General features: G+C 71.3%; 17 protein-coding genes and 2 pseudogenes. 14 read left to right on the top strand and 5 right to left on the bottom strand.

Going from position 1 to position 16,021, the window contains the following annotated elements:
- Window positions 1-127: 127 nt before the first annotated feature.
- Window positions 128-841 carry a DNA alkylation repair protein gene (locus tag ABD126_RS14065; protein WP_380567625.1) on the bottom strand — a complete coding sequence of 238 codons (714 nt, stop codon included), beginning with the start codon at window positions 839-841 and terminating at the stop codon, window positions 128-130.
- On the opposite strand from ABD126_RS14065, the gene sthA reads away from it, so the two are divergent.
- Window positions 840-2,252 (top strand): Si-specific NAD(P)(+) transhydrogenase, encoded by a 1,413-nt coding sequence (gene sthA / locus ABD126_RS14060; RefSeq protein WP_343934246.1) that lies wholly within the window; start codon window positions 840-842, stop codon window positions 2,250-2,252. The two genes, ABD126_RS14065 and sthA, sit on opposite strands and share 2 nt — an antisense overlap.
- A gap of 177 nt (window positions 2,253-2,429) precedes the next feature.
- Here the strand turns inward: sthA and ABD126_RS14055 are convergent, their stop codons facing one another.
- Window positions 2,430-3,269 (bottom strand): alpha/beta fold hydrolase, encoded by an 840-nt coding sequence (locus ABD126_RS14055; RefSeq protein ID WP_343934245.1) that lies wholly within the window; start codon window positions 3,267-3,269, stop codon window positions 2,430-2,432.
- A 14-nt stretch (window positions 3,270-3,283) separates the two neighbouring features.
- Window positions 3,284-3,919: an HAD family hydrolase gene (locus ABD126_RS14050; RefSeq protein ID WP_343934244.1), complete on the bottom strand. Its 636-nt coding sequence runs from the start codon at window positions 3,917-3,919 to the stop codon at window positions 3,284-3,286.
- Between the two features lie 164 nt (window positions 3,920-4,083).
- Here ABD126_RS14050 and ABD126_RS14045 point away from each other — a divergent pair, with 164 nt between their 5' ends.
- From ABD126_RS14045 to ABD126_RS14000, 11 genes and pseudogenes are all read left to right on the top strand, one after another.
- Window positions 4,084-4,320 (top strand): hypothetical protein, encoded by a 237-nt coding sequence (locus tag ABD126_RS14045; protein ID WP_343934243.1) that lies wholly within the window; start codon window positions 4,084-4,086, stop codon window positions 4,318-4,320.
- A 69-nt stretch (window positions 4,321-4,389) separates the two neighbouring features.
- Window positions 4,390-5,403 (top strand): N-acetyl-gamma-glutamyl-phosphate reductase, encoded by a 1,014-nt coding sequence (gene argC, locus ABD126_RS14040; protein WP_343934242.1) that lies wholly within the window; start codon window positions 4,390-4,392, stop codon window positions 5,401-5,403.
- Window positions 5,400-6,581: a bifunctional glutamate N-acetyltransferase/amino-acid acetyltransferase ArgJ gene (argJ, locus tag ABD126_RS14035; protein WP_343934241.1), complete on the top strand. Its 1,182-nt coding sequence runs from the start codon at window positions 5,400-5,402 to the stop codon at window positions 6,579-6,581. Before argC ends, argJ begins: the two co-directional genes overlap by 4 nt.
- Complete coding sequence (argB, locus tag ABD126_RS14030; protein ID WP_343934240.1) at window positions 6,578-7,453, top strand: acetylglutamate kinase; 876 nt, start codon at window positions 6,578-6,580, stop codon at window positions 7,451-7,453. Before argJ ends, argB begins: the two co-directional genes overlap by 4 nt.
- Complete coding sequence (locus ABD126_RS14025; RefSeq protein WP_425542804.1) at window positions 7,446-8,624, top strand: acetylornithine transaminase; 1,179 nt, start codon at window positions 7,446-7,448, stop codon at window positions 8,622-8,624. Before argB ends, ABD126_RS14025 begins: the two co-directional genes overlap by 8 nt.
- Window positions 8,624-9,550, top strand: a complete 927-nt coding sequence (gene argF, locus ABD126_RS14020) for an ornithine carbamoyltransferase (RefSeq protein ID WP_343934239.1) — start codon at window positions 8,624-8,626, stop codon at window positions 9,548-9,550. Before ABD126_RS14025 ends, argF begins: the two co-directional genes overlap by 1 nt.
- Window positions 9,547-10,038, top strand: coding sequence for an arginine repressor (locus ABD126_RS14015; protein ID WP_343934238.1), 492 nt, complete (start codon window positions 9,547-9,549; stop codon window positions 10,036-10,038). The genes argF and ABD126_RS14015 overlap by 4 nt, the downstream gene beginning before the upstream one ends.
- Window positions 10,031-10,336, top strand: a pseudogene (locus ABD126_RS38805) (argininosuccinate synthase domain-containing protein); the annotation flags it as partial. The gene ABD126_RS14015 and the pseudogene ABD126_RS38805, both read left to right, overlap by 8 nt.
- A 66-nt stretch (window positions 10,337-10,402) precedes the next feature.
- Window positions 10,403-10,747: pseudogene (locus tag ABD126_RS38800) on the top strand (argininosuccinate synthase); the annotation flags it as partial.
- A gap of 99 nt (window positions 10,748-10,846) precedes the next feature.
- On the top strand, window positions 10,847-12,190 hold the full coding sequence (gene argH, locus ABD126_RS14005; protein WP_425542824.1) for an argininosuccinate lyase: 1,344 nt from the start codon (window positions 10,847-10,849) through the stop codon (window positions 12,188-12,190).
- Window positions 12,174-12,794, top strand: a complete 621-nt coding sequence (locus ABD126_RS14000; protein WP_343934235.1) for a DNA-3-methyladenine glycosylase — start codon at window positions 12,174-12,176, stop codon at window positions 12,792-12,794. The genes argH and ABD126_RS14000 overlap by 17 nt, the downstream gene beginning before the upstream one ends.
- A gap of 334 nt (window positions 12,795-13,128) precedes the next feature.
- Here the strand turns inward: ABD126_RS14000 and ABD126_RS13995 are convergent, their stop codons facing one another.
- Together ABD126_RS13995 and ABD126_RS13990 are read right to left on the bottom strand one after the other, a co-directional pair.
- Window positions 13,129-13,650 (bottom strand): EF-hand domain-containing protein, encoded by a 522-nt coding sequence (locus ABD126_RS13995; protein WP_343934234.1) that lies wholly within the window; start codon window positions 13,648-13,650, stop codon window positions 13,129-13,131.
- 94 nt (window positions 13,651-13,744) lie between these two features.
- Entirely contained in the window at window positions 13,745-14,182 is a 438-nt protein-coding gene (locus ABD126_RS13990; RefSeq protein ID WP_343934233.1) for a hypothetical protein, read from the bottom strand.
- 109 nt (window positions 14,183-14,291) lie between these two features.
- On the opposite strand from ABD126_RS13990, the gene tyrS reads away from it, so the two are divergent.
- On the top strand, window positions 14,292-15,566 hold the full coding sequence (gene tyrS / locus ABD126_RS13985) for a tyrosine--tRNA ligase (RefSeq protein WP_343934232.1): 1,275 nt from the start codon (window positions 14,292-14,294) through the stop codon (window positions 15,564-15,566).
- A 223-nt stretch (window positions 15,567-15,789) separates the two neighbouring features.
- Window positions 15,790-16,021, top strand: a 232-nt coding sequence (locus ABD126_RS13980) for a hypothetical protein (protein WP_343934231.1), incomplete at its 3' end; no start/stop codon positions are given.

Raw genomic sequence — 16,021 nt, 5'->3', positions numbered from 1 at the left:
CCGCCGGTCCGCGGTAGGCACCGGCCGCCTCCCGCGACCATCCCGCACCCGGCCGTCACGCTGCGCCCGCCGCCCCCGTCACGAGCGCTTCCCCTCCGAGGTGCTTCGCCTCGGAGATGCTTCCCCGTCACAGGTGCTTCAACGCTTCACGTCGCGAGAGAGGAGAGAGTTCCGGGTGCGCCTCGACGAACGCGCGCACCCAGCCGGGGTCCACGCGGGCGTGTTGCCGCAGCGCCCAGCCGATCCCCTTGCGCAGGAAGAAGTCCGGGTCCGCGATGTTCGCCTCGATCGCGTCCCGGAGCAGGTCGAGGTCCGTCTCGCCCTTCGACCCCAGTTGGCAGATGATCGACACCCGCCGCCGCCAGCGGTCCGGGTCGGTCATCCAGGTGCGCACCACCGGTTCGACGTCGTCGGGGTGCGCGCGCAGCAGCGGGCCGATGCGGCGGGACGCGATCTCGTCCACGAAGTCCCACCACGCGCCGGTCACGACCAGCTCGTCGTACACCGGCAGCAGGGTCGGGTCCTGCCACTTCGGGTAGCGGCCCACGAGGTCCAGCGCCAGGTACCGCTCCTCGCGGTAGGTGGCGCCGCGCCACAGCTCCAGCACCGCGTCCAACCACTCGTCACGGGAGGTGAATGGGAACTCGCCGAACAGCGACCGCGCCAGTCGGGCGCGCTCGGGCTTCGGCACACCGAGGAACGGCATCTCGGACTTCATGTACCGCTGCATCTCCGGCGCCTTCGCCGGGTCGGCGGCCGACCTCAGTCCTTCGTGGATCGCCGTGACGAGTCCGTTCACGACACCACCGTAGAGCGGCTCGGTGTGACACGCTTCGGTCATGAGCGAGTACGACTATGACCTGCTTGTCATCGGATCGGGTCCCGGCGGGCAGAAGGCGGCCATCGCGGGCGCGAAGCTCGGCAAGCGGGTCGCGATCGTGGACAAGGCGGACATGGTCGGCGGCGTGTGCGCCAACACCGGCACGATCCCGTCGAAGACCATGCGGGAAGCGGTGATGTACCTGACCGGCATGAGTCAGCGCGAGCTGTACGGCGCGGACTACCGGGTGAAGAAGGACATCACGATCTCCGACCTCCTCGCCCGCACCCAGCACGTCATCGGGCGCGAGGTCCAGGTCGTGCGGGCGCAACTGCACCGCAACCAGGTCGACCTGCTCGCCGGCACGGCGCGGTTCGTCGACCCGCACACCGTGGCGGTGCAGGGCACGCACCGGGCCGAGCACCACACGGTCACGGCGGACAAGATCGTGATCGCCACCGGCACGCGCCCGGCCCGGCCGGCGCAGGTCGACTTCGACGAGGAGCGCGTCCTCGACTCGGACGAGGTGCTCGCGTTGGAGGAGATCCCGTCCTCGCTGGTCGTGGTCGGGGCGGGGGTGATCGGCATCGAGTACGCCTCGATGTTCGCCGCCCTGGGCAGCCGGGTGACGGTGGTCGAGCAGCGGGAACGCATGCTGGAGTTCTGCGACCCGGAGATCGTGGAGTCGCTGAAGTTCCACCTGCGCGACCTGGCGGTCACGTTCCGGTTCGGGGAGAAGGTGGTCAACGTCGCCGTGTCCGACCAGGGCACCGTGACCACCCTCGCGAGCGGCAAGCGCATCCCGGCGGCGGCCGTCATGTACTCGGCGGGCCGCCAGGGCGCGACCGAGGAGCTGAACCTGGCCGCGGCGGGCCTGGAGGCCGACCACCGGGGTCGGTTGACGGTGGACGAGCACTACCGCACGTCGGTGGAGCACGTCTACGCGGTGGGCGACGTGATCGGCTTCCCGGCGCTGGCCGCGACGTCGATGGACCAGGGCAGGCTGGCGGCGTACCACGCGTTCGGCGAGCCGGCGAAGGAGCTGTCGGGGTTGCAGCCGATCGGGATCTACACGATCCCGGAGATCTCGTACTGCGGCGCGACCGAGGCGGAGCTGACGGCGTCGGCGACCCCGTACGAGGTGGGCCTGGCCCGCTACCGCGAACTGGCGCGCGGCCAGATCCTCGGCGACGCCTACGGCATGCTCAAGCTGCTTGTGTCCACTGTGGACCGCAAGCTGCTGGGGGTGCACCTGTTCGGCACGGGCGCGACCGATCTCGTCCACATCGGGCAGGCGGTCATGGCGTGCGGCGGCACGGTGGACTACCTGGTGGACACCGTCTTCAACTACCCGACCCTGTCCGAGGCATACAAGGTGGCGGCCCTGGACGTGACGAACAAGATCCGAGCCCTGGACCGCTTCGGCTCCTGACCCGGCGACGGGCCCGGCTGGGCGGCGCGGTCGAGTAGGGCGGCGGGGCCGGGCTGGGTGGTGCGGCGGCGGTGCTTGGCGGGTCCGGCGCGGCGCGGATCGGCGGCGTGGTGAGGCCGCGGCGTGCGTGGGCGGCGGCGTGGGGTGGGTGTCGTCGGCCGGCGCGGGCCGGGTGGGTCAGGTGGGGAGGCGGTCCAGGAACTCGGCGATCAGGGGGGCGATTTCGGGGGCGTGTTCTTCCAGGGCGAAGTGGCCGGTGTCGAAGAGGTGCAGGTCGGCGTTGGGCACGTCTTGCAGGTAGGCCTTCGCGCCTGCCTCGGTGAAGATCCCGTCGCCGCGGCCCCACACGATCAAGGTCGGGGGCTGGTGGGTGCGCAGCCACTCCTGCCAGCGCGGGTACTCGGCCACGTTCGTGTGGTAGTCGAGCGCCAGGTCCACCTGGATCTCGGTGCGGCCCGGCTGGTCGAGGAAGTGCTGGTCCAGGGTCCAGGAGTCCGGGTTCACCAACGTCCGGTCCGTGGTGCCGTCTTCGTACTGGGACCTGGTGAAGGCCAGGGTCATCAGGGAGCGGGCCACGTCGCGGTCCTGGTTGGCCACGAACGCCTGGGCCGCCTCGGACAAGCCTTCCGCGTAGGCGTTGGCGTTCTGCACGACCAGGCCGGTGATCCACTCCGGGTGCCTGGTCGCCAGGCGGAAACCCACCGGGCCGCCGAAGTCGAACGCGTACAGGGCGAACCTGGTCAGGCCCACCGCCCGCACGAAGCCCTCGACCACGTCCGCGAGGCGCTCGAACGTGTGGTGGTCCAGGTCGCCGCTGTGGCCGAAGCCCGGGTAGTCCGGGGCGACCAGGTGGTAGCGGGTCCCGAGTGCGTCCATCAGGCGGCGGAACTGGTGGGACGCGCTCGGGAAGCCGTGCAGCAGCAGGAGGGTGGGCGCCTCCGCCGGGCCCGTCTCCCGGTAGAAGACCCGGACGCCCTCAACGTCGACGTGCCGGTGGAAGACCTTGGGGAGCAGCATGGCGCCTACGCTATCTAACGTTTGAAGTTAGTTGCAAGCATTAGGTTGGTGACCAGGTGGAGGCGGGTGTCGTCCACGCTGCGCAGCGGGGGCACCAGGAGGGTGGGCATGCCCGCGTTCACGGCCGCGCCGTCGTGGGTGGCGCGGTCGCCGACCATGAGAGTTTCGTCCGGGGTTGTGCCCAGTTCGCCCAAGGCGAGGTGGAAGATGGCCGGGTCCGGCTTCACGACGCCGTGCTCGAACGACAGCACGAACGAGTCGACCGGCAGGCCGTCGAACGCGGGGCGGATGTCGAAGTGGATGTCGCTCAGGACGCCGATCCGGATCCCGTTGTCGTGCAACGACTTCAGGGTTGCCGCGGCGTCTGCGGCGAACGGGTTGGAAGCGGCGTCGGACTCCACTTCGTACAGTGCGTCGGCCAGGTCGGCGTCCAGGCCGGCGTCGGTGAACGCCCCGTAGTACGTCTCGCGGTGTCGGGTGGCGTCGGCGTCGACGCCTGGTGCGTCCAGGCGGTCCACGTCGATCGACGCGACGATGTCGGCTGCCGCGGAGGTGTCGCGGCCCAGTCGGCGCAACGCCTCGGTGACCCAGCCCCGGAAGGTGGGCGTGAGCACGAGGGTGCCCCGCCAGTCGAAGATCACTGCCCTCATGGGGGCAACCTAGCGACCGGGCGGGCGGTGGCGACCCGATTTCGGCTCGACCGCTCGGTGACCCGAATCTCGGCTCAACCGCTCGGCGACCCGGATTCGGCTCGACCGCTCGGCGCGGGCGCTGCCAGGGTGGCCGGCATGGTCGCTCGCGAGCCGTCGTTGGCATGTCGTACGAGGTGCGGGCCAAGGAGGGGGAGTCGGTGACGTTCTCAGCCAAGTATCGGAGCGCTGCATGGGCGCGCGACTCGGTGAGTTGGAGCACGCTGCGGTTCCTTGAACGCGGACCACTGGTCAGGCTGGTGGAACGGGCCGGGCTCAAGGTCGTGGGGCAGTACGGCGACTGGGACGGCTCGCTGGTGGGCGACGGCAGTCCGGAGATCGTCCTCGTCACCTCGCCGTGACGAAGGTCGCGACCACCCATCGGGAAAGGCTATTTGAGTGACTTTGCACGAGCGTGCATACTTATCCGCATGACGGTACGGATCGCGGTCGCGGGAGCCAGTGGCTACGCGGGGGGCGAGCTGTTGCGGCTCCTGCTCGGCCACCCGGACGTGGAGATCGGCGCGCTCACCGCCGGCGGTAACGCGGGTACCCCGCTGCTGGCCCACCAACCGCACCTGCTGCCGCTCGCCGACCGCATCCTGGGCGAGACCACCGCCGAGAACCTCGCCGGCCACGACGTCGTCTTCCTCGCCCTGCCCCACGGCCACTCCGCCGAGATCGCCGCGCGACTGGGCGAGGACACCCTGGTGATCGACTGCGGCGCGGACCACCGGCTCACCGACGAAGCCGCCTGGACCCGCTGGTACGGCGGCGCGCACGCCGGTTCCTGGCCCTACGGCCTGCCCGAACTGCCCGGTCAGCGCGACGTCCTCACGACCGCGCGCAGGATCGCCGTCCCGGGCTGCTACCCGACCGTGTCGTCCCTGGCGCTCGCGCCCGCCATCCACCTGGTCGAGCCCGAGGTCACCGTGGTGGCCGTGTCCGGCACGTCCGGCGCGGGCAAGTCGCTCAAGCCCAACCTCCTCGGCTCGGAGGTGATGGGGTCGCTGTCCGCGTACGGCGTCGGTGGCGCCCACCGGCACACCCCGGAGATCACCCAGAACCTGTCCAAGGTCGCCGGCCGGGACGTCAAGGTCTCCTTCACCCCGGTTCTCGCGCCGCTCCCGCGCGGCATCCTCGCCACCTGCTCGGCCACCCTGACCGGCGACGACGACGTGCGCGCGGTCTACGAGAAGGCCTACGCGGACGAGCCGTTCGTGCACCTGCTGCCGGAAGGCCACTGGCCGACCACGGGCGCGGTGCTCGGTTCGAACGCCGTGCAGCTCCAGGTCACCGTCGACCCCGACCTCAACCGCCTGGTCGTGGTCGCCGCCGTCGACAACCTGGCGAAGGGCACCGCGGGCGCCGCGGTGCAGTGCATGAACCTGGCACTCGGCCTGCCGGAGACCACCGGCCTGTCCACCGTGGGAGTGGCACCGTGAACAACCCCGTCCGTGACAAGGGCGTCACCGGCCCCAAGGGCTTCAAGGCCGCGGGAGTCGCCGCGGGCATCAAGGAGTCTGGCGCGCTGGACCTCGCGCTGGTGGTCAACGAGGGACCGGGCCAGGCCGCCGCGGGCGTGTTCACCACCAACCAGGTCAAGGCCGCGCCCGTGCTGTGGTCCCAGCAGGTGCTCAAGGAGCGCAAGCTCAACGCCGTCGTGCTCAACTCGGGCGGCGCGAACGCGTGCACCGGCCCCGAGGGCTTCCAGGACACCCACGCCACCGCCGAGAAGGTCGCCGAGGTGCTCGGCGTCGGCGCGATCGAGGTGGCCGTCTGCTCCACGGGCCTGATCGGCGAACGCCTGCCGATGGACAACCTCAAGGCCGGCATCGAGGTCGCCGCCAAGGAGCTGGACTCGACCACCGAGGCCGGCCTGCACGCCGCCACGGCCGTGATGACCACCGACACCCGCCCCAAGCAGTCCTTCGCGGCCCACCCGGACGGCTGGTCGGTCGGCGGCTTCGTCAAGGGCGCCGGGATGCTCGCCCCGAACATGGCCACCATGCTCAGCGTCATCACCACCGACGCGGTCATCGACGGCGACGCGCTCGACGCCGCCCTGCGCGCCACCACCGCCAAGACCTACGACCGGCTCGACGTCGACGGCGGCACGTCCACCAACGACACCGTCCTGGTCCTGGCCTCCGGCGCGTCCGGCGTCACGCCCAGCGCCGAGGAGTTCCAGCAGCTCCTCACGGTCGTCGCGGGTGACCTGGTCAAGCAGCTCCAGGGCGACGCCGAGGGCGTGACCAAGGAAATCTCGATCACCGTCAACGGCGCGGTCGACGAGGCCGAGGCCATCGTGGTCGCCAAGACCGTCGCCGAGGACAACCTGGTCAAGACCGCCCTGTTCGGCTCCGACCCGAACTGGGGCCGGATCGCGATGGCCGTCGGCCGCTCGCAGGCCACCGTGGACCAGCACAAACTGGGCATCACGATCAACGGCGTGACGCTGTTCGCCGACGGCCACAAGGCCGCCGACCGCAGCGAGGCCGACCTGTCCGGCCGCGACATCGAGATCGTCGTGGACCTGAACCTGGGCGACGGCTCGGCGACCGTCCTCACCACGGACCTGTCCCACGCCTACGTCGAAGAGAACAGCGCCTACAGCTCATGAACCCCCGCGAAAAAGCCGAGGTCCTGATTGAGGCGCTGCCCTGGCTCCAGCGCTTCCGGGGCGCGACGGTGGTCATCAAGTACGGCGGCAACGCCATGGTGGACGACGAGCTGAAGCGGGCGTTCGCGCAGGACATGGTGTTCCTCAAGCTCGCCGGCCTGCACCCGGTCGTGGTGCACGGCGGCGGCCCGCAGATCGCGGCCATGCTCAAGCGGCTGGGCATCGAGAGCGAGTTCCGCGGCGGTCTGCGCGTGACCACGCCCGAGGCGATGGACGTCGTCCGCATGGTCCTGGTCGGCCAGGTGCAGCGCGAGCTGGTCGGCCTGATCAACGAGCACGGCCCGTACGCGGTGGGCCTGTCCGGCGAGGACGCCCACCTGCTCACCGCCGCCCGCCGCCCGGCGATCGTCGACGGCGAGCCGGTGGACATCGGCCTGGTGGGCGACATCGTGGAGGTCAACCCGGAAGCGGTGCTCGACATCGTGCGCGCCGGCCGCATCCCGGTCGTCTCCACGGTCGCCCCGGACGCCGACGGCGTGGTGCACAACGTCAACGCCGACACCGCCGCCGGCGCGGTCGCGGTGGCGCTCAAGGCCGAGAAGCTGGTGGTCCTCACCGACGTGGAGGGCCTGTACGCGGACTGGCCGGACAAGGGTTCGCTGCTGCACCAGATCCGCTCGTCCGAGCTGGAGAAGCTGCTCCCGGACCTGGACAGCGGCATGGTGCCCAAGATGGAGGCCTGCCTGCGCGCGGTGCGCGGCGGTGTGCCCGAGGCGCACGTCATCGACGGACGGCTGGCGCACTCGGTGCTGCTCGAAGTGTTCACCTCGGAAGGCGTGGGAACGATGGTGTTGGGGGACGAGAGTGACTGACCAGCAGCGGTGGCAGGCCGCCATGATGAACAACTACGGCACCCCCGGCCTCACCCTCGAACGAGGCGAGGGCGCCCACGTCTGGGACGCCGACGGCAACCGCTACCTGGACCTGCTCACCGGCATCGCGGTCAACGCCCTGGGCCACGCCCACCCGGCGATCATCGCCGCGGTCACCGAGCAGATCGGCAAGCTCGGCCACACCTCCAACCTCTACATCAACGAGCCCGCGCTCAAGCTCGCCGAGCGCCTGCTCGACCTGACCGGCCAGGACGGCGACGGCCGCGTGCTGTTCGCCAACTCCGGCGCGGAGGCCAACGAGGCCGCGTTCAAGCTGTCCCGGCGCACCGGCCGCACCAAGGTCGTCGCCACCGAGGGCGGGTTCCACGGCCGCACCATGGGCGCGCTCGCCCTGACCGGCCAGCCCGCCAAGCGCGGCCCGTTCGAACCGCTGGTGCCGGGTGTCGTGCACGTCCCGTTCGGCGACGTGGCCGCCCTCGAAGCCGCGATCGACGACGAGACCGCCGCGTTCTTCGTGGAGCCGATCCAGGGCGAGCAGGGCGTCGTCGTGCCGCCGGAGGGCTACCTCCAGGCCGCCCGCGCCATCACCGCCCGGCACGGCGCGCTGCTCGTGCTGGACGAGGTGCAGACCGGGATCGGCCGCGTCGGCTCCTGGTTCGCCTTCCAGCGCTTCGGCATCGTCCCGGACGTGATGACGCTGGCCAAGGGCCTGGGCGGCGGGCTGCCGCTGGGCGCGTGCATCGCGTTCGGCCCGGCCAAGGACCTGTTCCAGCCCGGCCACCACGGCACCACGTTCGGCGGCAACCCGGTGTGCTGCGCGGCGGCCCTGGCCGTGCTGGACACCATCGCCGCCGAAGGCCTGCTGGAGCACTCCGCCGCCGTCGGCAAGGAGATCGCCGCCGGCGTGGAGGCGTTGGGCCACCCGCTCATCTCCGGTGTGCGGGGAGCCGGCCTGCTGCTCGGGATCACGCTGCGCGAGGCGGTCTCGGCGAAGATCGCGGCTGCCGCGCAGCAGGCCGGCTATCTGATCAACCCCATCCAGCCCGACGTGATCCGCCTCGCGCCGCCGCTGGTGCTCGACGAGGCCGACGCCCACCGCCTGGTGGCCGACCTCCCGTCCTTCCTGCCGCCGCCCAGCGAGGAGTCCTGATGGTCCGGCACTTCCTGCGTGACGACGACCTGAGCCCCGCCGAGCAGACCGCGGTCCTCGACCTCGCCGACACCTACAAGGCCGACCGGCTGGGCGCGAAGCCGCTGGCCGGGCCCAAGTCGGTGGCGGTGATCTTCGAGAAGAACTCGACCCGCACCCGCCTGTCCTTCGAGGTCGGCATCGCCCAGCTCGGCGGCAACCCGGTCATCATCGACGGCCGCTCCATGCAGCTGGGCCGCGAGGAGACCATCGAGGACACCTCCCGCATCCTGTCCGGCTACGTGGACGCGGTGGTGTGGCGGACGTTCGCGCAGAAGCGCATCGAGGCCATGGCGTCGGTGTCGCGCATCCCGGTGATCAACGCGCTGACCGACGAGTTCCACCCGTGCCAGGTGCTGGCGGACCTGCAGACCATCCGGCGCGTGCACGGCCGGCTCGCCGGCCTCACCGTCACCTACCTCGGCGACGGCGCCAACAACATGTCCAACTCGATCATGCTGGGCGGCGCGACCGCGGGCATGCACGTCCGGATCGCCGCGCCGGCCGGGTTCCAGCCCGAGCAGTGGGCCCTGGACGACGCCCGCAAGCGCGCCGCCGAGACCGGCGGGTCGGTCGAGGTGGTCATCGACCCGCGCAAGGCCGTCGAGGGCGCGGACGTGCTGGTCACCGACACCTGGACGTCCATGGGCCAGGAGAACGACGGCCGCGACCGCGTCGGCCCGTTCCGCCCGTACCAGGTCAACTCGGCGCTGGTCGCGTCCACCGGCGTGAAGACGACCGTGCTGCACTGCCTGCCCGCGCACCGCGGCTGGGAGATCACCGACGAGGTGCTCGACGGCCCGGACAGCGCGATCTGGGACGAGGCGGAGAACCGCCTGCACGCCCAGAAGGCCCTGCTGGTCTGGCTGCTGGAGAACAGCCGGTGACCCGAACAGCGCGGCAGGCCCGCATCGTCGAGTTGGTCAGCCAGCGGGCCATCCGCAGCCAGTCCGAGCTGGCCAAGACCCTCGCCATGGAAGGCATCGAGGTCACCCAGGCGACGCTGTCGCGCGACCTGGACGAGCTGGGCGCGGTCAAGCTGCGCGGCCCGGACGGCGGCGCGCCCGTCTACGTCATCCCCGAGGACGGCAGCCCCGTGCGCGGCGTCCAGGGCGGCACGTCGCGGCTGGTCCGCGTGCTGGGTGAACTGCTGGTCTCGGCCGACTCGTCGGGCAACCTGGCCGTCCTGCGCACCCCGCCGGGCGCGGCGCAGTTCCTGGCCAGCGCCCTGGACCGGGCCGCGCTGACCGAGATCGTGGGCACCATCGCCGGTGACGACACCATCATCGTGGTCGCCCGCGAGCCCATGACCGGCGCGGACCTCGCGGCCCGCGTGCTGGCCCTGGCCGCCGGCGAGGACCACGGCAGTGGCTGAACGGGTCGTCGTGGTCGGCCGGGAGACGTTCGAGACCTTCGCCGTCGCCCTGGCCGCCGCCGAGGTGTTCGTGGTCGCGGTGGACGAGCTGCTGGTGGACGCGGCGGACGAGTTCGCCGACTCCTTCTGCGTGCCCGCGCTGCTGGCCAACGCCGCCGAAGCGCCCGGCTCCGCGCTGGCCGACCCGCTGGTGGCCAAGCACGTCGTCGCGGCGGCGCGCGAGCACGGCGCGACCACCGTCGCGCACAGCGGCGGCGAACGCCTCGACACCTGCCTGCGCGCCCTGGCCCCCGACCTGCGGGTGATCGTGCTGGACCACGCGCCCGCGACGGCGCGGACGGTGTGGTCGGGCAGCGCGGTGCCGCACGAGGACGACCCGCAGGAACTGGTGGTCACCTTCGACCGGGGTGTGCCGGTCGCGCTGGACGGCGAGACTGTGACCGCGATGCAGGCGCTGCGCGAGGTCAACCTGCGCTCCGGCGGGCACGGCGCGGCCACGTTGATCACCGCGCACCGCGAGCTGGAGGAGATCACCCTGGAGCGCGACCTGGTGCGCTTCAAGCGGCGGGTGGAGCGGCGCTGGGGTGAACTGGTGCACGACGGGCTGTGGTACTCGCCCCTCAAGGACGCGCTGGACACCTTCATCGAGCACACCCAGGGGGACGTGTCCGGCGAGATCAGGCTCGTGCTGCACGGCGGCCGGGCCACGACCAAGGCATACGCGCAGCCGTGACGGCTGGGAAACGGTGAAGAGGTAGACGTGAGTTCTTTGTGGGGTGGGCGGTTCGCCAGCGGGCCGGCGGACGCGATGGCGCTGCTGTCGGCGTCGACGCACTTCGACTGGCGGCTCGCCCCCTACGACATCAAGGGCTCCCGCGCGCACGCCCGCGTGCTGCACCGCGCGGGCCTGCTGACCGAGGACGAGCGCGACCGGATGATCGCGGCGCTGGACACCCTGGAGGCCGACGTCGCCTCCGGCGCGTTCACCCCGACGCTGGCCGACGAGGACGTGCACACCGCCCTGGAACGCGGCCTCATCGAACGCGCCGGCCCCGAGCTGGGCGGCAAGCTGCGCGCCGGCCGGTCCCGCAACGACCAGGTGGCGACGCTGTTCCGGATGTGGCTGCGCGACGCCGCGCACCGCGTGTCCGAGGGCGTGCTGGACGTCGTGGACGCCCTCGCGGGCCAGGCCGAAGCGCACCCGACCGCGGTCATGCCCGGCCGCACGCACCTCCAGTCCGCCCAGCCCGTGCTCCTCGCGCACCACCTCCTCGCCCACGGCCAGGCCCTGCTGCGCGACATCGACCGGCTGCGCGACTGGGACAAGCGCGCCGCCGTGTCCCCGTACGGCTCGGGCGCGCTCGCCGGTTCGTCGCTGGGCCTGGACCCGGCCGCGGTCGCGGCGGACCTCGGGTTCGACGCCCCGGCGGAGAACTCCATCGACGGCACCGCGTCGCGCGACTTCGCCGCCGAGATCGCGTTCGTGCTGGCCATGATCGGCGTGAACCTGTCCCGGATCGCCGAAGAGGTCATCATCTGGACCACGGCCGAGTTCCACTTCGCCGTGCTGGACGACGCGTGGGCCACCGGCAGCTCGATCATGCCGCAGAAGAAGAACCCCGACGTCGCCGAACTGACCCGCGGCAAGTCCGGGCGGCTGATCGGCAACCTGACCGGCCTGCTCGCGACCCTCAAGGCCCAGCCGCTGGCCTACAACCGCGACCTCCAGGAGGACAAGGAGCCGCTGTTCGACTCCGTCGAGCAGCTGGAACTCCTGCTGCCCGCGCTGGCCGGGATGATCGCCACCATGCGCTTCGACACCGCCCGCATGGCCGAGGTCGCGCCCGCCGGGTTCACCCTGGCCACGGACATCGCCGAGTGGCTGGTGCGGCAGGGCGTCCCGTTCCGCGTGGCGCACGAGGCGGCGGGGGAGTGCGTTCGCGCCGCCGAGGCGCGCGGCGTGGGCCTGGAGGACCTCACCGACGACGAGTTCGCGGGGATCTCGCCACACCTCACGCCCGAGGTGCGTAGCGTGTTGACCGTGGAAGGTTCGATCGCGTCACGCGACGCGCACGGCGGCACCGCGCCCGACCGGGTCGCCGAACAGCTCAAGCGGTTGCGGGACAAGGCACGCCTTGCTCGACACGCCTAGACAGCTCACCGAGCAGGAGCTGGCCGTCGACCCCGTCGACGCGTCCCGGCTCCTGCTCGGGGCGACCATCGAGAGCACCACGCCCGAGGGCGTCGTCGGCGTGCGCATCGTGGAGGTGGAGGCGTACCGGGGCGGCGACGACCCGGCGTCCCACTGCTACCGGGGCAAGACGCCGCGCAACGAGGTGATGTTCGGCCCGGCGGGTCGGCTGTACGTGTACTTCGTGTACGGCATGCACTTCTGCGCCAACGTCGTGTCGCTGACCGACGGCGTGCCCGGCGCGGTGCTGCTGAGGGCGGGCGAGGTCGTCTACGGCGAGGACCTCGCCCAGATGCGCCGCCCGTCGGCCCGCAGCCACGCCGAACTCGCGAAGGGCCCGGCGAGGCTGACCGGCGTCCTGGGCCTGGACCGCGCGCACAACGGCGTCGACCTGACCTCCGCCGACGCGTCCGTGCGGCTCTTGGCGGGCGAACCGGCGACCGAGATCCGAACCGGGCCGCGCGTCGGCGTGGCGGTGGCGGTGGACGTGCCGTGGCGCTTCTGGATCGACTCGCCCGCGGTGAGCACGTACCGCCGAGGCACCCGCCGCACCCGCGTGACGTGACCTGTCGCACCCCGCTGGGACAATGAGCCCCAGGGGGCGCTGGACGCGGCATGTCGTACCCCGGTGAGACAATGGAAGCGGGGGCCGGAGGCCGCCCCAAGCCTCACCGCACGGCCGACGACCAGCACAAACCCGGCCACGCCGAGCCCTCACCGCCGACTGGGACGCGCCCGCCCGGAGCCGCGCCGCGCCTGCCTGGAGCCGCGCCGGGCCTGCCCAACGCCCGCGCCGAGCCCGAGGCACCGACCAGCGCGAAGCCGCTCGCCGGCACCCAAGCCCCGGCCGGACGCGGCCCCGCGCGGTCGGCAAGCCCGCCGTCGCCGTCCGAGCCGGGTCAGACGGTCCCGAACACGTGCGTCCCCGGCGCGTCGGGGTCGTCACCCGCCCAGAACTCCACCCAGTGCCGCGCGAACTCGTTCTTCGACAGCCACCCGTCGCCGTCCAGGTCCAACCGCGCGAACGCCTCGTCCGTCGGCGTCTCGACACCGGTCCACGCCCGGATCATCCACGAGTACTCCTCGGCGGAGATCCGGCCGTCACCGTCCTCGTCCACCGCCTCGAACATGGACTCCGCCGTCGCCACCACCAGGTCCAGCATGGTGCCGAGGTTGTCCACCACACCCAGCAGCTCGTCGAAGGTCACCTTGTCGTCGCGGTCCTGGTCGGACGCCGACAGCAGCGCGTCCCACCACCCCATCATCAGCTCGCGCAACCGCGGCTCACCGCTGTCGCCGCGGATCGCCACCCACCGGTCGGTGAGCGCCTCGAAGTCCGCCCGCTCCAGGAGACCGTCGTCGTTGGCGTCCATCGCCGTGAAGACGATGGAGCTCTTCCGCTTCTGCAAGTCGCTGGCCACCCAGCAAACCTGGCGGGCCGCCGGCCGCACGACAATTGACCAGCGGGGCGATTTTTCCTCACCCGGGTGAGGCCGCCGGTGACCGAACGTAGTGCTACCGGACGGTCCGCCGGTACCAGGCGCGGCGTTCGCCGGCCGGCAGCGCGATCCTCGTGATCAGGTTCGTCAGCAGCGCGCCGATCACCAGCCACAGGATCGCCGCCAGGCCGTCGTTCAACAGCGTCCGCAGACCGTCGTTGGCCGGCGTGAACAGGTTGCGCAGCCCCAGCGACACCCCGGCCGACCAGGACTCGATCACCTGCGCGAACCCGTTGGCCGGGTTGGCGCCCGCGATCACCAGGAAGATGTGCACCGCCAGCACGATGGCGAACACCCAGCAGATCACGTCGATCACCGCGCACACCGCGCGCACCGTCCGCACCCGGCTGTCGCCGCGCTCGACGACCTCCTCGTGGTGCACGGGCGGACCGACCGGGCGCAGCGCCTCGGTGGGACGGTCGACGGGGCGAGGGTCGCGATCGGGGTAGGTCATCGGCCGAGTCCTCTCGACTAGGTGTGTCCCCCCGGCTCCTCGCGCCCCGACATACCCCAGCGGGCACCTGCCCAAACCGCTTTGCCCTGGTAGGGGAGAATGGCTACCCGTGAGTGAGCACATCCTCGACGAGCTGTCCTGGCGCGGCCTGATCGCGCAGTCCACCGACCTCGACGCCCTGCGCGAGGACCTCGACTCGGGCCCGCTCACCCTCTATGGCGGCTTCGACCCGACCGCGCCCAGCCTGCACGCCGGCAACCTCGTCCCGCTGCTCATGCTGCGCCGCTTCCAGCGCGCCGGCCACCGGCCGATCGTCCTCGCGGGCGGCGCGACCGGCATGATCGGCGACCCGCGCGACACCGCCGAGCGCTCCCTGAACACGCTCGACACCGTCGCCGACTGGGCCCAGCGCATCCGGGGCCAGCTGGAGCGGTTCGTCGAGTTCGACGACTCGCCGACCGGCGCCATCGTGGTGAACAACCTCGACTGGACCGGCGGGCTGTCGGTGCTGGACTTCCTGCGCGACGTCGGCAAGCACTTCTCGATCAACGTCATGCTGGCGCGCGAGACGGTGAAGCGGCGCCTGGACGGCGACGGCATGTCCTACACCGAGTTCAGCTACCTGCTCCTGCAGTCGCACGACTACCTCCAGCTCAACCGGAAGTACGGCACGCGGCTCCAGATCGGCGGCTCCGACCAGTGGGGCAACATCATCGGCGGCGTGGACCTGGTCCGGAAGGTCGACGGCAAGTCCGTGCACGCCCTGACCGCCCCGCTGGTGACCGACGCCGAGGGCCGCAAGTTCGGCAAGTCCACCGGCGGCGGGAACGTGTGGCTCGACCCGGCGATGACCTCGCCGTACGCCTGGTACCAGTACTTCGTGAACGTCGGTGACGCCGACGTGCTGCGGTACTTGCGCATGTTCACCTTCCTGTCCCGCGAGGAGATCGCCGAGCTGGAGGAGCAGACCGCGTCCGCGCCGCACCTGCGGGCCGCGCAGAAGCGGTTGGCCCAGGAGTTCACCGACCTCGTGCACGGCGAGCACCAGACCAAGCAGGTGATCGCGGCGAGCCAGGCCCTGTTCGGGCGGGGCGAGCTGCGCGAGCTGGACCTGTCGACGCTGGAGGCCGCGATGGCCGAGGCGCCGACCGGCGAGGTGCGCCTGGCCGACGGCCCGACGATCGTCGACCTCCTGGTCACCTCCGGCCTGGCCGACAGCAAGGGCGCGGCACGGCGCACCGTGAAGGAGGGCGGCGCGTACGTGAACAACGCGAAGGTGACCGACGAGGAGTGGGTCCCGACCACCGCTGACCTGCTGCACGGCACGTGGCTGGTGGTGCGCCGGGGCAAGCGGAACACGGCCGGCGTGCGCGTTCTGGTGTGATCGCGGTCACACTGTTGCGCGCAGGGCCGGTCGGATAGCGTGGTGACGAGTGCTGCACGGGCTGCTGACCTGCGGTTTCGGCCCGTGTAGCCACGCTGCGCCCCCGATTTGACCTCCGCTTCGGGTGCGTGTAACTTTCTCTCTGCCAGCGCGGAACGGGCCGGGAAAACCGGAACGGAGTGCGGCGGGGGTCACGAACCAAGCTCCCACCTAGTGTGGTAGAGTGGGTGACCTCGAAACGGGAAGACCCAGCCCGGACTCATCGAGTCGCTGTGGCCATGGGCGTTCGGTTTCACAAACAAGCTTACTGAATGCACAAGCCTTCGGAGTGAGCCGCTTTCCAGCGGTGAGCGATGTCGAGCGCGTGTTCTTTGAGAACTCAACAGCGTGCCGAATAGCCAGTAAATTTATGAACCTCGTCAAGAGGTTTCCTTTGAGATTGACTGGACAACTGG

The sequence above is a fragment of the Saccharothrix mutabilis subsp. mutabilis genome (assembly GCF_039521145.1).
In the GTDB taxonomy this organism is placed as follows: Bacteria; Actinomycetota; Actinomycetes; order Mycobacteriales; family Pseudonocardiaceae; genus Actinosynnema; species Actinosynnema mutabilis.
The sequence above is the reverse complement of the archived record's forward strand: the minus strand, read 5'-3'. Positions and strand labels throughout refer to the sequence as shown.